Annotated in this window: 12 protein-coding genes and 2 pseudogenes; 5 read left to right on the top strand and 9 right to left on the bottom strand. The window is 61.2% G+C overall.

Annotation, left to right across the window (positions count from 1 at the left end; all coding sequences use genetic code 11):
• Positions 1–203 precede the first annotated feature (203 nt).
• Positions 204–3677, top strand: coding sequence for a hybrid sensor histidine kinase/response regulator (locus FH041_RS00780; RefSeq protein ID WP_027915769.1), 3474 nt, complete (start codon positions 204–206; stop codon positions 3675–3677).
• On the opposite strand, the gene rmuC is transcribed toward FH041_RS00780, so the two are convergent.
• Complete coding sequence (gene rmuC, locus FH041_RS00775; RefSeq protein ID WP_166741502.1) at positions 3649–5019, bottom strand: DNA recombination protein RmuC; 1371 nt, start codon at positions 5017–5019, stop codon at positions 3649–3651. The genes FH041_RS00780 and rmuC overlap by 29 nt on opposite strands.
• Positions 5020–5220: 201 nt before the next feature.
• Positions 5221–5637 (bottom strand): sel1 repeat family protein, encoded by a 417-nt coding sequence (locus FH041_RS00770; RefSeq protein WP_027915767.1) that lies wholly within the window; start codon positions 5635–5637, stop codon positions 5221–5223.
• Positions 5638–6576: 939 nt separating this feature from the next.
• Here FH041_RS00770 and FH041_RS00765 point away from each other — a divergent pair.
• The 3 genes and pseudogenes from FH041_RS00765 (at position 6577) to FH041_RS00755 (ending at position 8943) form a co-directional block, all read left to right on the top strand.
• Complete coding sequence (locus FH041_RS00765; RefSeq protein WP_027915766.1) at positions 6577–6801, top strand: hypothetical protein; 225 nt, start codon at positions 6577–6579, stop codon at positions 6799–6801.
• Between the two features lie 249 nt (positions 6802–7050).
• A pseudogene (locus FH041_RS00760) lies at positions 7051–7533 on the top strand (hypothetical protein).
• 144 nt (positions 7534–7677) lie between these two features.
• Entirely contained in the window at positions 7678–8943 is a 1266-nt protein-coding gene (locus FH041_RS00755) for an OmpP1/FadL family transporter (RefSeq protein ID WP_023533893.1), read from the top strand.
• 42 nt (positions 8944–8985) lie between these two features.
• Here FH041_RS00755 and FH041_RS00750 read toward each other — a convergent pair whose 3' ends face one another.
• A complete protein-coding gene (locus tag FH041_RS00750) occupies positions 8986–9915 on the bottom strand; it encodes a LysR family transcriptional regulator (RefSeq protein ID WP_028686857.1) in 930 nt (309 codons plus the stop codon).
• Between the two features lie 115 nt (positions 9916–10030).
• Here FH041_RS00750 and FH041_RS00745 point away from each other — a divergent pair, with 115 nt between their 5' ends.
• Entirely contained in the window at positions 10031–10288 is a 258-nt protein-coding gene (locus FH041_RS00745) for a DUF2798 domain-containing protein (RefSeq protein WP_027915763.1), read from the top strand.
• Positions 10289–10359: 71 nt separating this feature from the next.
• Here the strand turns inward: FH041_RS00745 and FH041_RS22620 are convergent, their stop codons facing one another.
• The 6 genes and pseudogenes from FH041_RS22620 to FH041_RS00725 all read right to left on the bottom strand — a co-directional run bounded on the left by FH041_RS22620 (position 10360) and on the right by FH041_RS00725 (position 14590).
• Positions 10360–10536: a hypothetical protein gene (locus FH041_RS22620; RefSeq protein WP_168199519.1), complete on the bottom strand. Its 177-nt coding sequence runs from the start codon at positions 10534–10536 to the stop codon at positions 10360–10362.
• Positions 10537–11412: 876 nt separating this feature from the next.
• Positions 11413–11964 carry a glutathione peroxidase gene (locus FH041_RS00740; RefSeq protein ID WP_027913937.1) on the bottom strand — a complete coding sequence of 184 codons (552 nt, stop codon included), beginning with the start codon at positions 11962–11964 and terminating at the stop codon, positions 11413–11415.
• 46 nt (positions 11965–12010) lie between these two features.
• The gene (locus FH041_RS22870; protein WP_255212321.1) at positions 12011–12133 is read right to left on the bottom strand and encodes a hypothetical protein; all 123 of its coding nucleotides are present in this window, start codon (positions 12131–12133) and stop codon (positions 12011–12013) included.
• Positions 12130–13332, bottom strand: a complete 1203-nt coding sequence (locus FH041_RS00735; RefSeq protein ID WP_028686859.1) for an MFS transporter — start codon at positions 13330–13332, stop codon at positions 12130–12132. Before FH041_RS00735 ends, FH041_RS22870 begins: the two co-directional genes overlap by 4 nt.
• 171 nt (positions 13333–13503) lie before the next feature.
• Positions 13504–13845: pseudogene (locus FH041_RS00730) on the bottom strand (glycosyl hydrolase); the annotation flags it as partial.
• A gap of 22 nt (positions 13846–13867) precedes the next feature.
• Complete coding sequence (locus tag FH041_RS00725; protein WP_027913934.1) at positions 13868–14590, bottom strand: adenosylcobinamide-GDP ribazoletransferase; 723 nt, start codon at positions 14588–14590, stop codon at positions 13868–13870.
• Position 14591: the final 1 nt, after the last annotated feature.

Raw genomic sequence — 14591 nt, 5'->3', positions numbered from 1 at the left:
ATATGAATTTTTCGAGAGTATTTGCTTCCAGGCATCGCCTGTCAATCCTCCACCCGTCTGCTGGGCCCCGCACGAGCCCGCAATTTGGGTGCGTCACGCTGCGACCACCTGCCACTGCGACCATCGTCTGCGCTGACGGCGCGCCACCTGTCGTGCCAGACTGGCTGACCGGGCCTCGTTATCCATTTAGCTTCGGAGTCACCATGTCGTTGTCCAGCGGGCTGATCGCCGCGGTCGCCCTGGCCTATATGGCCGTCATGTTCGCCATCGCCTTCTATGGCGACCGGCGCAGCACCCCTTTGCCGCCCAAATTGCGTGCCTGGGTGTACAGCCTGTCGCTGGCGGTGTATTGCACCAGCTGGACGTTCTTCGGCGCGGTCGGACAAGCGGCCGAGCAGCTGTGGGCATTCCTGCCGATCTACCTGGGGCCGGTATTGCTTCTGGTCTTCGCACCCTGGGTGGTGCAGAAGATGGTGCTGATCAGCAAACAGCAGAACATCACGTCCATCGCCGACTTCATCGCTGCCCGTTACGGCAAATCCCAGACGCTGGCCGTGGTCGTGGCTCTGATCTGCCTGGTGGGCGTGCTGCCCTACATTGCCCTGCAGCTCAAAGGCATCGTGCTGGGCGTCAATCTGTTGATCGGCGCCAGTGCAGACGCCACCGGCACGCGCGTACAGGACACTGCGCTGGTGGTGTCGCTGGTGCTGGCGCTGTTCGCCATCGTATTCGGCACGCGCAGCCTGGACGTCACCGAGCACCACCGGGGCATGGTGCTGGCGATCGCGTTCGAGTCGTTGATCAAGCTGTTGGCGTTTCTGGCCGTGGGGATCTTCGTCGTCTTCAACCTGTACGATGGGTTCGATGACCTGTTCACCCAGGCGCGCCAGTCCATCGAGCTGCACGATTACTGGACAGAGACCATCAACTGGCCGTCGATGGTGGTCCAGACGGCGGTCGCCATGATGGCCATCATCTGCCTGCCTCGGCAGTTCCACGTGACCGTGGTGGAAAACATCGAGCCACAGGACATGCGCCTGGCACGCTGGGTGTTCCCGATGTACCTGGCCCTGGCTGCACTGTTCGTGGTGCCCATCGCCCTGGCGGGGCAGATGTTGCTGCCAGGGACGGTGATGTCGGACTCGTTCGTGATCAGCCTTCCCCTGGCCGAGGCCCACCCCAGCCTGGCGCTGCTGGCATTCATCGGTGGCGCGTCAGCGGCTACCGGCATGGTCATCGTAGAAGCGGTCGCGTTGTCGACCATGGTGTCCAACGACATGCTGCTGCCCTGGTTGCTGCGTCGCAACAACGCCGAGCGACCGTTCGAGGTGTTCCGGCACTGGATGCTTTCGGTCCGGCGGGTCACCATCGTGGTCATCCTGCTGCTGGCGTACGTCAGCTACCGCCTGCTGGGTTCTACGGCCAGCCTGGCGACCATCGGCCAGATCGCGTTTGCTGCCGTGACCCAACTGACGCCCGCCATGCTCGGGGCGCTGTACTGGAAACAGGCCAACCGCCGGGGTGTATTCGCAGGTCTGGCGGCGGGCATCTTCCTGTGGTTCTACACCCTGGTGCTGCCCATCGCCGCCCACAGCCTGGGCTGGTCGTTGCAGGTGTTCCCAGGGTTGGCGTGGTTGCACGGCAACCCCCTGAATCTGCCGATCAGCCCGCTGACCCAAGGCGTGGTGCTGTCGCTTGCCGGCAACTTCACCCTGTTTGCCTGGGTCTCGCTGCTGTCGCGTACCCGCGTGTCCGAGCACTGGCAAGCGGGCCGCTTCATTGGCCAGCAGACCAGCGCCCGCCCCAGCAGCAAGCCCTTGCTGGCGGTGCAGATAGACGACCTGCTGACCTTGGCATCGCGTTTCGTGGGTGAGGAGCGCGCGCGCCAGAGCTTCATCCGTTTCGCCTACCGCCAGGGCAAGGGCTTCAACCCCAACCAGAACGCCGACGGTGACTGGATCGAGCACACCGAGCGGTTGTTGGCCGGTGTCCTGGGCAGTTCGTCTACCCGTGCAGTGGTCAAGGCAGCGATCGAAGGCCGCGACATGCAGCTCGAAGACGTGGTGCGCATCGCCGATGAAGCGAGCGAAGTGCTGCAGTTCAACCGGGCACTGCTGCAGGGCGCCATCGAAAACATCAACCAGGGCATCAGCGTGGTCGACCAGAACCTGCATCTGGTGGCCTGGAACCGGCGTTACCTTGAGCTGTTCAATTACCCGGACGGGCTGATCAGCGTGGGACGGCCCATTGCCGACATCATTCGCTACAACGCCGAGCGCGGCCTGTGCGGCCCAGGGGAGGCCCAGGTGCACGTAGCCCGGCGTCTGCACTGGATGCGCCAGGGCCGGGCCCACTCGTCCGAGCGGCTGTTCCCCAATGGGCGCGTGATCGAGTTGATCGGCAACCCGATGCCCGGTGGCGGTTTCGTGATGAGCTTTACCGACATCACGCCGTTCCGCGAAGCCGAGCAAGCGCTGCGCCATGCCAACGAAAGCCTTGAGCAACGCGTGGCAGAGCGCACCTACGAGCTGTCGCAACTGAACCAGGCGCTGACCGAAGCCAAGAGCCATGCCGAAGCGGTCAGCCAGTCCAAGACTCGCTTTTTGGCTGCGGTCAGCCACGACCTGATGCAGCCTCTGAACGCCGCCAGGTTGTTTTCAGCGGCCTTGTCGCAGCAAGCCGAAGGCATGACCGAGGAAGCCCGGCAACTGGTTCAGCACATGGACACTTCACTGCGTTCGGCCGAAGAACTGATCAGCGACCTGCTGGACATCTCGCGCCTGGAAAACGGCAAGATCACCCCTGACGCCAAGCCATTTGCCTTGAACGAGCTGTTCGACACCCTTGGGGCGGAATTCAAGGTGCTGGCGGCAGAGAAAGGCCTGGCGTTCCGCCTGCGCGGCAGCCGCCTGCGGGTCAACAGTGACATGAAGCTGCTGCGCCGCGTGCTGCAAAACTTCCTGACCAACGCCCTGCGCTATGGCAAGAGCCCGATCCTGCTGGGTGCCCGCCGCCAGGGCGAGCGCCTGTGGCTGGAAGTCTGGGACAGGGGCCCTGGCATCGCCGACGACAAGCTGCACGTGATCTTCCAGGAGTTCAAACGCCTGGACAGCCATCAGACCCGCGCCGAAAAAGGCCTGGGCCTGGGCCTGGCGATCGCGGACGGACTGTGCCGAGTCCTGGGCCACACACTGGAGGTACGTTCCTGGCCAGGCAAGGGCACCGTGTTCCGTGTGAGCGTGCCGATCTCTCTACAACCAGCCCCTGTCACTTCGGCGGTGGAGCAGCGCAGCGAGCCGCTGGCCGGGCTGCAGGTGTTGTGCGTGGACAACGAAGACAGCATCCTGATTGGCATGAACAGCCTGCTCAGCCGCTGGGGCTGTCAGGTGTGGACCGCACGCAGCCGCAGCGAGTGCGAGGCCCTGCTGGCCGAGGGCATGCGCCCACACCTGGCCTTGGTGGACTATCACCTGGATGAAGGCGACACCGGCACGCGCCTGATGGGCTGGCTACGCACCCGATTGGGCGAACCGGTGCCCGGGGTGGTCATCAGCGCCGACGGCAGCAAGGAAACCATCGCCCTGGTGCATGCCGCAGGCCTGGACTATTTGCCCAAGCCGGTCAAGCCGGCTGCATTGCGGGCCCTGCTCAACCGTCATCTGAGCCTGGTGCAGTAACTGCCTGGTCGGGCACTTCATCGGCGAAGGCGCGCTCGAGCAAGTCGGGCGACAGGCTTTTGCTGGCCCGGGCGCCGAGCAGCTTGAGCTGCTCGCTGCGACTGACGAGATTGCCGCGCCCTTCGCACAGTTTGTTACGTGCTGCCGCATAGGCCTTGTCCACCTGTTGCAGGCGGCTGCCCAGCTCATCCAGGTCCTGGATGAACAACACGAACTTGTCGTACAGCCACCCGGCACGTTCGGCGATTTCCCGGGCGTTCTGGCCTTGGCGTTCCTGCTTCCACAAGCTGTCTATCACCCGCAAGGTGGCCAGCAAGGTGGTGGGGCTGACGATGACGATTTGCCGGTCGAAGGCTTCCTGGAACAGGTTGGGCTCGGCCTGCAGCGCCGCCGAGAACGCGGCCTCGATGGGCACGAACAACAGTACGAAATCCAGGCTGTGCAGGCCTTCGAGGCGGCTGTAGTCCTTGCTCGACAGGCCCTTGACGTGACTGCGCAGCGACTGGACGTGCTGCTTGAGCGCCGCCTCGTCGTTGCCTGACACGAACTGCTGATACGCCGTCAGGCTGACCTTGGCATCGACCACCACCTGCTTGTTGCCCGGCAACATGATCAGCACATCTGGCTGGAAGCGCTCACCGTCAGCGCTCTTGAGGCTCACCTGCGTCTGGTACTCCCTACCCTTCTCCAGCCCTGCGTGTTCGAGCACGCGCTCCAGGATCAGCTCGCCCCAATTACCTTGGGTTTTCTGCCCCTTGAGCGCCTGGGTGAGGTTGGTCGCTTCATCGGACAGACGCAGGTTGAGTTGCTGCAGGCGCTCGAGTTCCTTGCCCAGCGAAAAACGCTCGCGGGCCTCTTGCTGGTAACTTTCCTCGACACGCTTTTCGAACGCCTGGATACGCTCCTTCAATGGGTCGAGCAGTTGGCCAAGGTGCTGCTGGCTGGTTTGAGCAAAGCGCTGCTCACGCTCATCGAAGATCTTGGTGGCCATGTCGGCAAACTGGGCGCGCAGCGTATCGCGGGCCTCCTGCAGGTCTTCGAGACGCTGCTGGTGGCTTTCCTGCTGTTCTCGCAGCTCGGCTTCGAGGCGTGCGGCCTGGGACTCCAGACGGCGCTGCTCGGCCTCGCGAGTCGCGCGTTCCAGGTTCCAGGCGTGAGCGGCATCACGGGCGTTGTCTCGCTCGATCTGCAGCAGCTCCAGCTCTCGGCCCTGGGCTGCCAGTTGCGTCTGCTTGAGGGTATTGGCTTCGCTGAGATCACTGACTTCATCACGGCTGGCTTCGAGTTGCGCCTGCAAACCGGCCTGGGCCAACTGCGCTGCGTTCAGACGCTCGTCAAGCAAAGCACGCTCGCCATCACGTGCTGCATGCCGACGCTGAAGCTGCATGACCCACACCAGGCACGGCACCGCGCCCGCCACCAAGCCCAGCAGAATGCTGGCCAGATCCACTGTCATGCCTACCCCGGTCACTGTTGGCAAATTCGCTGAAGCTTAACAGCCTGACCGGCAGGTTGCCCGTGCCGCCGTCACCTGCAGGGGTCGTCAGTGCCCAAACCACTGACGCAGCAATCGACGGGCCTCATGGGACCCCTTCCCGGCCGCCAACTCCAGCCAGCTGCGGGCCTGTTCGGGCGCAGACGCCCGGCACGCCCGTGCATACTCCACCTGGGCACGACAATCGCCAGCGCGTGCGGCCTGGCGTAGCAGGTCATGGCCGATACGCCGATCACGGGCGCTGCCACAATCGCGGCAAAGCATCTGTCCCAGGCGGCTTTGAGCCACCACCACACCCTCGCGGGCTGGGCGCTTGAGCAACCGCCCAGCCAAGTGCTTGACCTGAGGCTTGTCACCCAGACGCGAATTGTCGAGTAGCCACAGGGCAACCTTTAGGGTGAACCGTCCGGAACGCTCTGCAGACGAGGGCATGGGGCTGGCAAGTTGTTTACTGCGAGACTTCATGAGCGGCAGGTCAGGCAAATCGAAAAGCGCGCCACTCTACCGGTTTTCGACGTGCGGGCCTAACCCTGAGGATTTTTTTTATAAAAATTTCATGTGATTGTTTCTTGACGTTTGCAAGACGATGGATGGTCATTCGAACTGGTCTGATTCTTGGCGAGATCCCAGGCAGCTTGGCGCCAACCCCGCACTAGAGCAAGCGGCGGCGACAATCCACAGTTCCTGTGGATAAGTCGGTGGACAACACCCTATTCCCCCCCGCCAAGCCCCGAATTACGGGGGCTGCTGTCAAACTGACGATTTTTTCACCAACGAAAAATAGTGTTTTTTTTCATTGACTTAACTGGCTAGTCAAGTCATTGGCGACTGGAGCGAAAGGTGGGACAGGTTTGATACACGTCCTCCTTTCGGTGTGAACAAACATCAACCGCGCATCCGTTCGTGTGTGAGCAAGGCGGCCAGGACACCCTTCGAGCACGCTCGGCCCCTTCCCACCGCCGGCATTAAGCGCCATACTGCTCGGCTACCCACGCACAATCAGGGCTTGCCTTCACCGAAAGGCTCAGGTAGGATGCGCCTCGTTAGTACCAAGCTGAAAGTCAATTCTGGCCCACAGTGTCCTTGCAGACTCGCTCTCCCAATAGCGCGCTGCTGAAACCAGGACCGGCCCTTTCGATGATTCGCCCGCAGCCGATACGCTGCCGCGACATCCATCACGAGCCCAATTGATCAGGATCCCGCGCGAAGGCCTAGAACCTTGGCTCCGCGTGCTGCCTGCCCTCTGAAGTACCTACCAGTCAGCCCAAGCGCCCACCATTGATTGCGCTCCCTCTGGCTGCTTTGTTCCAGCAGGTTCTCTCGTCCCTTAATAAAGACGTCACTGGAACGTTTCTATGATGCACGGATCTACTCCCCGTGTTTAATGCAGGAACCTCCAATAATATGCAAACTCAACATCAAATCCAGGCTGCAATCGGTACCCTTTCCCAGGCGTTCTCGCCGTTGAAATGCTTGCTCGTCGCACCCCGCAAGGGCAGCTTCAGCTTTACGCTGGTGGACGAACACGGTATCGCCTGCCATACCGAACGCCTGTACCACGAGCAGTACAGCCGCAGCGAACCGCTGCAGGCCGTCATCGCCCGTACCCGCCAGTCACTCACCGCGTGAGCGGTGAATGCTGCGGCATTCACCCATCAGATACACCCCCTCCCAGCTTGCCTGCACAAATCCAGCGTAATTGCCTTCGGGTATATCGCTCGGCTTGTCAGGCAGCAATCGATTTAAAAACAGCCTTTTACGTCACCCTTATCACACTACACTTCAACTCGAGCGGTGCACGCCGCTTCCGGCGGGCCTGACCGTTCACACAGCTGCCAAGCGCCTGCGCCCGCCGGTCCCTTACTGCTCGGGGGCACCATGGGTATTGCGGCCAAAGAACTATGTCAGCATGTCATCAGGCCCACACTGATCTACCTTGACCGTCACTGCGCCAGCGCCGAAGTGTTGTTGCTCGGCATCGCTGCCTGCCAGTCGGCTTTGGGTTCGGCGCTGCACGGCAGACGCGGGCATGGCCTCTTTCGCATAGATGATCAGCGTCATCGGGCGCTCTGGGACGACTACTTGGCACGCGATCCAGACTTGGCCAGCCGTGTACGCGGCCTGGCCAGCTAACATGCCTTCCTGGGCGGACCCGACCTGGAACTCACCGTCAACCTGCGCTACGCCACTGCCATTGCCTGGCTGCTTGTGGAGGCCCAGGTGGTGACCTTGCCTGCCGTGGACGACCGGATGGGCCAGGCGCGTATCTGGCGGCAGATTTTCAACCCTCAGGGTCGCTTGCGAGACTTCACCGAAGCCTGGCAAGCCTGCATTGATCAGAAACTGCCAGTAGCTTCTTGAGACGGTTCTTACAGACTCAACTGAGAAAAGGAATTTTAGTCGGATTGTCCTACAAAACCGCTCTATCTCCTGCGATTGCGCCTATAGCGCGACGCGTGATTTGTTGGTAGCTTTTCGCCTCGGAGATCCCAAGGAGTTCTAATAATGAAAAAAGTAATGCTCAAAACCTCCCTTGGCGTTGCTGTTGCGCTCGCATCGAGCCAACTGTTCGCCAGCGGCTTCGCGTTGAACGAACAAAGCGTCAGCAGCATGGGGACAGGTTTCGCGGGACGTTCCTCTTCTGCCGAGGATGCCAGCACCGTATACGGCAACCCGGCCGGCATGTCCCGCCTCAAGCGCCAGCAGGTCACCGTCGGTGGCGCAGCGGTCATCGCCAAAACCGATATCTCGGGGCCTGGCAGCAACCTTGGGGGGGAAACTGACGGTGACATGGTACCGGTCGTCGGCGTACCCATGGGTTACTACGTCAAGCCCATCGACGACCACTGGACCGTCGGCTTCGGTGTCTACGTGCCCTTCGGCCTGGTGACCGATTACGGCAGTGACGACGCGGCGCGCTATTGGGGCAAGAAAAGTCACGTGGAAGTGGTGACGTTCCAGCCTACCGTCAGCTATGCCTTCAATGACAAGGTATCGATCGGCTTCGGCCCGACCTTCAACCGGATCAAGGGCGAACTGGGTTCCAACCTGATCAACCCGGCCACCCCTGGGCGCAACGACGGTGAAGTCAAGATCAAGGGTGACGACACGGCAGTCGGCTACAACATCGGCCTGATGGTGCAAGCCACCGACCGCACGCGCATCGGCCTGACCTATCACTCCATGGTCGACTACAAGCTCGAGGGCAAGACCAAGGTCAACACCCCACTGATCGGGCCATTCAACGGCAGCAAGTTCGATGCCTCGCTCAAGATCAAGACGCCGGAGTCGGTTGACCTGTCGGTCACGCATGAACTCGACGACCAATGGACGCTGTACGCTGGCAGCACCTGGACGCGCTGGAGCCGCCTGAAGGACATCACTGTACAGAACGATGTCCCGCGCCCATTGATCGGCTCTGCCTTCCAGACCATTTCGGAAGAACAGAACTGGCATGACACCTGGGCCCACGCCGTGGGTGCGTCGTACAAGGTCAACAAGGAGTGGGTGCTGCGTACCGGCTTCACGGTCGACCAATCGCCGACCAACAACCAGGACCGTTCGCCGCGCATCCCCACGGGCGATCGCAAGATCTTCAGCCTGGGCGCCGGCTGGAGCCCGAGCGAGGACATGACCATCGACGTGGCGTATTCCTACCTGTGGGAAGAAGACACCAAGGTCAATCAGGTCAGCGCCACCAAGGGCGCCTACCGTGCCAAGTACGAGAACAGCGCGCACGGTGTAGGGGCATCGCTCACTTACCGCTTCTGATCGTTACCGTTACCTTGAAAAACCGCCCTTGTGGCGGTTTTTTCATGTTGGCACTTGCCACTCTTCGCCCAGGTGGTCGCGCAGGTAGTGCATGAAGGCGTGTACCTTGCTCGTGAGTGCGAAGCGGTCGGCCACGCAGAGATAAACGTCCATGGGTGCTGTCTGCGCGTACGCCTGCCCGTCAGGGCCATGTTCGAACAGCGGCACCAGGGCACCGCAAGCCAGGTGCGGCCGGGCAATGAATGCTGCCAGGCGCGTGATGCCGCCGTCATGCACCGCCATCTGCGTCAGCGCATCGATGTCGTCGCAGATGAGCACGTCGCCAAATTCGGGCTCCAGGCGCTGCCCATCACGCATGAATCCCCAACGCAACAGACGGCCATCGACCGGGTAGCGAAACACCAGACAGCGGTGATTGCGCAGCGCCTCCGGCGTCTGTGGTACGCCGGCACTGGCCAGGTACCCTGGTGCGGCACAGCAGACGAAAGGAATGCGGGCGATGTGCTTGGCTATCAGGTGCTCGTCCAACTGGGGCGTGATGCGCAGGCTGACATCGATACCTTCACGTGCGTGGTCAACCTTTCTGTCGCTCATGACCAGTTCTATCGAAATGCGCGGGTACAGCACGCTGAACGCGGGTATCAGGGGCGCCAGGACGTGACGACCGAACGCAGAGGTCGACGCGATGCACAGGCGACCTTGAGGTTCGCTTTCGGGGGTCATCACCGCTTGTTCAGCGCGCGCCAAGTCACGCTCTATCAGCCTGACATGCTTGTAGTACTGGGTGCCGGCGGGAGTCAGCGTCATACGCCGCGTTGTGCGGGTCAGCAAACGGACCTGCAAATGCCCTTCAAGCCGGGCCAGGTTCTGGCTCACAGCTGCTGGGGTAATGCCCAGGCTGCGGGCACCTGCTGCAATACTTCCGGCTTCGACGACCTTGATGAAGCTGCGGATGGCGTTGAGCAGGTCCATGCTGTGCCCTTGGGATTCGTAAGTTTTGCTTTATAAAGGAGTTAGGCGGAGCGGTCTACTGGTGAAGCGCAGTGGGTTGATAGGGTAAGGCCTCAATCGGACTCCAGGAGGTCGCATGACTGATGTCACTCAAAGCCGTCGTCGCAGGTTGCATGTGAATGCCACGCCGTATGTGTTTGCCTTTTACATGTCGGCCATCATGGCATTGCTGATGTGTTTCGTGATCACGGCAGCTAATGCCGGAATCGATCAGGATTATATGAGCAACGTACTGAAAGCTTATCGATTGGCGATGCCGGTAGCCTTTGTGTGCGTGTTGATTGTTAGGCCGATTGTGGGAAGGCTGGTTGCGATGACCGTGCATACGGCTTGAATGGCCGTGCAGCTGCTATCGTGGATAGGTAGATTAATCATCAGCAATCGCTATGCAGGGTACCCTCTTCACTAACCCCCTACCTGTAAATAACGGTCACTGCTATCGTTTTGGCTGTTGATCTTGATCTTGATCTTGATCTTGATCTTGATCTTGATCTTGATCTTGCTCTTGCTCTTGCTCTTGCTTTTGATCTCCGCGACTTCAGAAGGCCGAACGCAGGTCTTGCGGAGGGAGGTGACAGGCATGGATGCCTGTCAAGCGCTGGGCCCCAGGATGGGGCCTACAGCGCGGTCCTCCCGGGAGCAAGACCGGAGTGAGGGAACCCCGAAGCGCAGCGTAGGGGCCGTATGAACGGAGCGCAGCCTTTTTTGGTTACTTTTTGTGGCGTTTGACAAAAAGTAACTCGCCGTAAGGGCGAAAAGGTGATTAAGCGTCGCCATCGCAAATGGACTATGCGCTCTATCAATACCCACACCAACCCATCGAACTTCAAACTTCAAACTTCAAACTTCAAACTTCAAACTTCAAACTTCAAAGCGTGGGCGCATATATCGAGTTGGTATTCATTGGCGCGGGTGGCGCACAGTCACCCTTCCGCCCTTACGGCGGCTCACTTTTTGTCTTGTCAAAAAGTAAGCAAAAACCGCCTGCTCCTATCATCCGGCCCCTACGCTGCGCTCCGGGGTTCCCTCGCTCCGGGCTTGCTCCCGGGAGGACCGCGCTGCAGGCCCCATCCTGGGGCCCAGCGCTTGACAGGCATCCATGCCTGTCACCTCCCTCCGCAAGCCCTGCGCTCGGCCTCCTGAAGTCGCGAGCTGTGTTGCCTGGGCTACCGCGCGCTTAGAAGCAAGAGCAAAAGCATTAGCAAGAGCAAGAGCCAAAACAGCGCATTTCTCTGAACTTGATAGTTGAGCAGTTGCCCAACTTTCTGGATTACACATCACCCCTGTAGGAGCGGTCGGCCCGGTACCCCAGGAAGGCCGCCCCTACAAGCTACTGTGGGTAATTGGCCAAGTACACTTAAGCACCTTATATATACTTGCCACAGATCACCTATACAGTTCCATCACTGGAAGCCCCCATGCTCTAACAGGGATCGCTACTTGATCAAACCAAAAAGATCAGGGCTGCGAGGCGATAGCCTTCTCAATCGCTGTTCTAAACTCGACGTCATCCGGTTTCGTCAAACTCGAAAAACTACCAATCACCTTGCCCTGGCGATCAATTACATACTTGTAGAAGTTCCACTTGGGCGCACTGCTCTGCCTGGCCAATTCAGCGAACATCGGAATCGCATCCTTGCCCCGTACCGCCTGCTCCTTGGTCATGGTGAACGTCACACCATAATTCGCATAACACACCTTCGCCGTCTTCTCGCTGTCCGCATCCTCCTGCTTGAAGTCGTTCGAAGGCACACCCAGCATCTCCAACCCACGGCCATGGTACTGCTTGTACACCGCCTCAAGCCCCTCGAACTGCGGCGCAAACCCACAATAACTGGCCGTGTTGATCACCACCAAGGGCTTGCCGGCAAACCGCTCGCACAAAGCGACCTCACCCTTGCCCCGCAACTCCGGCAACGAACCCTGCAACACGGCCGGGCATTCGGTCGCCCAGCTGGACGCGCTGGCCATCAACGCCAATACCGGCACCACCATCCACTTCACGCTCATGACATCTCGCTCCTGCTCGATCAACCTTGAACTGGCAGCGTAGTGCCTAACAGGCGCCCATGCCCAATTGCATGAGCGCCATGCCGCCCTCGTGCCACCCCCACCAGACCAGCGTCAGCACCAAAAGCGCCGCCACCGCGAGGGCGATACGGATCAGTCCAGGGCTCATGCCGCTGTTGCCTGCAAGCGTGCCACAGGCCGTTCACGAACCGGCCAGTTGAGCGCCGCAGCCAAGACACTCAGCAGGATCGCGATCTGCCAGACCAGGTCATAACTGCCAGTACGGTCATACACCACGCCTCCCAGCCAACCGCCCAGAAACGCCCCAAGCTGGTGGAACAGGAAGACGATACCGCCAAGCATCGACAAGTTGCGCACGCCAAAGACCGTCGCGACGGTACCGTTGGTGAGCGGTACGGTGGACAGCCACAACAGGCCCATCGCAATACCGAACAGGTACGCGCTGAAGGCACTCACCGGCGCCCAGAGAAACAGCACGATGACGACTGCACGCAGCAGGTAGAGCCCGGTCAGCAACCGTGGCTTGGACAGGCGCCCGCCCAGCCAACCGGCCGTGAACGTGCCCACGATATTGAACAGGCCCACCAGGGCCAGCACGGTCGTGCCCGTGGTGGCTGGCAGATGCTGGTCTACCAGGTACGCCGGCAGGTGCACCCCGATGAACACCACCTGGAAGCCACACACGAAAAAACCTAGCGCCAGCAACCAGAAGCCGGCATGCCCACAGGCCTCACGCAGCGCCTCGCCCAGGGTCTGCTCGTTGCCGTACGCGGGCAAAGGCCGGTCGCGCAACAGGCCTACCAACGGCACGATGAAGGCGACCAGCAGGCCCAGTACCAGCAAGGCGGCCGACCAGCCCAGCCATTGGATCAGGCCGAGGGTGCCGGGCAGCATGGCGAACTGACCGAACGAACCGGCGGCACTGGCAATGCCCATGGCCATGCTGCGCTTTTCAGGCGGCACGGCCCGGCCGACGACGCCCAGGATGACCGAAAAGGACGTACCCGACAGGCCGATGCCGATCAACAGACCCGCGCTCAGTGACAACGACCAGGCAGAATCGGCCATCCCCATCATCGCCAGGCCCACCGCATACAGCACGCCGCCCACCATGACCACCCGCGAGGCGCCAAGACGATCGGCCAACGCCCCGGCGAACGGCTGGGCCAGGCCCCAGATCAGGTTCTGCAAGGCGATGGCGAAGGCAAAGACCCCTCGACCCCAGCCGAAATCGGCGCTCATCGGCGCCAGGAACAGGCCAAAGCCGTGCCTGACGCCCAGTGACAGCGCGAGGATCAGCGCCGCCCCAGCCAACACCCATCCACTGGTTCGCCATACAGACGTCATTGTTATTGTCTCCAGCCCATCGCAAGGTCGTCAGGTGCTGCCGCTGATAAAACCTGATATTCCAGGGACGGTGACCGCCCTGTACGTCGAGTTATCAAGGAAGCATTTGGTTACAGCATGAACGCTGGAGCCGACTGACAGCAAGCAGGACATCAGCAGACGTCGCCATTGGTCTATGGCCAGTCGTTTGCGTATCGGTTCGAACGCCGGCGTCGCCTGCCGTGGCAGCGGGTCGGGCAACCCCTGGTCGATCGCCTGCCAGTAACGCCAGGGCACTTTGGCGGTACCCAATTCGTAATCCATCCCGTCCCAGCTGTCTTCGCGGAAACTGTAGAACGCCCAGTGCACGCGGTGCTGATCGAGCACGCCCAGTACGTCCTCCAGGTACTGCCGGCAGCCGGACTCGCCCACCACCAGGCGCGAACGGGGCACGTTCGTGGCTTCGGCCCTGTTCAGCGGGGCCTGCAGGTACTGCGCCACGCGCTGGCCGTCCCCTTGCTGAGGCTGGCCGGAAGACCGCGCTGCCGCGATTTGCTCAGCGGATCACGACAAGGCCCAGCAGGACGGTGAGCTCAAGCAGTTCCAGCAGTGCACCTGCGGTGTCGCCCGTGGTGCCGCCCAGACGATTGCACATCACCCTGCGCAATGCCACGAACACGACCGCCGTCAGCACCATTGCCCAGCCGGTCAAAGCCAGGCCCAGGCCAGCACAGGTCAACAGTACCCATCCCGCTGCGCGGCGGGGCATGTGATCGGCCAGTGCCTGGCCTAACCCGCCAGGGCGCACATAGGGAGTACACAGGAACAACCCCAGCATCGCTGCTCGACCAATGACCGGTGCAAGCATCAGTTGCAGGCCAGCCCCCTGCTCGATCAGTGCCCACAAGGCGCAGAACTTGAGCAGCAGCACCAAAACCAGCGTCACCACCGCTGCCGGCCCGCTGCGCGGGTCCTTCATGATCTGCAGCGTGCGTTCACGATCACCAAACCCGCCTAGCCAGGCATCTGCGCTGTCTGCCAGGCCGTCCAAGTGCAGCGCGCCACTGAGCAGCACCCAGAGGGTCAATAGCAAGGCAGCATGCAGCGCCGCCGGAACGCCTTCGAGCCAGTGGCTGGCCAGCCACAGCACCAGACCGAACAGCAGCCCGACCAAGGGGTAGTACAACAACGAGCGGCCCACTTGGCGTGGCGTTGGCATGCCAGGCAAGGTGACAGGCAGGCTGCTTAGAAACTGCAGGGCAATCCAGAATGGCTGCATG

Origin of the sequence: Pseudomonas sp. SWI7 (genome assembly GCF_006351945.1) — a bacterium.
GTDB classification, from domain to species: Bacteria; Pseudomonadota; Gammaproteobacteria; order Pseudomonadales; family Pseudomonadaceae; genus Aquipseudomonas; species Aquipseudomonas fulva.
The sequence above is the reverse complement of the archived record's forward strand: the minus strand, read 5'-3'. Positions and strand labels throughout refer to the sequence as shown.

What these genes read in the sequence shown, in the direction of transcription:
- FH041_RS00780 (WP_027915769.1), top strand. Translation starts at nt 204, where the DNA reads ATGTCGTTGTCCAGCGGGCTGATCGCCGCGGTCGCCCTGGCCTATATG.
- FH041_RS00770 (WP_027915767.1), bottom strand. Translation starts at nt 5,637, where the DNA reads ATGAAGTCTCGCAGTAAACAACTTGCCAGCCCCATGCCCTCGTCTGCA.
- FH041_RS00765 (WP_027915766.1), top strand. Translation starts at nt 6,577, where the DNA reads ATGCAAACTCAACATCAAATCCAGGCTGCAATCGGTACCCTTTCCCAG.
- FH041_RS00755 (WP_023533893.1), top strand. Translation starts at nt 7,678, where the DNA reads ATGAAAAAAGTAATGCTCAAAACCTCCCTTGGCGTTGCTGTTGCGCTC.
- FH041_RS00750 (WP_028686857.1), bottom strand. Translation starts at nt 9,915, where the DNA reads ATGGACCTGCTCAACGCCATCCGCAGCTTCATCAAGGTCGTCGAAGCC.
- FH041_RS00745 (WP_027915763.1), top strand. Translation starts at nt 10,031, where the DNA reads ATGACTGATGTCACTCAAAGCCGTCGTCGCAGGTTGCATGTGAATGCC.
- FH041_RS22620 (WP_168199519.1), bottom strand. Translation starts at nt 10,536, where the DNA reads ATGCCTGTCACCTCCCTCCGCAAGACCTGCGTTCGGCCTTCTGAAGTC.
- FH041_RS00740 (WP_027913937.1), bottom strand. Translation starts at nt 11,964, where the DNA reads ATGAGCGTGAAGTGGATGGTGGTGCCGGTATTGGCGTTGATGGCCAGC.
- FH041_RS22870 (WP_255212321.1), bottom strand. Translation starts at nt 12,133, where the DNA reads ATGAGCCCTGGACTGATCCGTATCGCCCTCGCGGTGGCGGCGCTTTTG.
- FH041_RS00735 (WP_028686859.1), bottom strand. Translation starts at nt 13,332, where the DNA reads ATGACGTCTGTATGGCGAACCAGTGGATGGGTGTTGGCTGGGGCGGCG.
- FH041_RS00725 (WP_027913934.1), bottom strand. Translation starts at nt 14,590, where the DNA reads ATGCAGCCATTCTGGATTGCCCTGCAGTTTCTAAGCAGCCTGCCTGTC.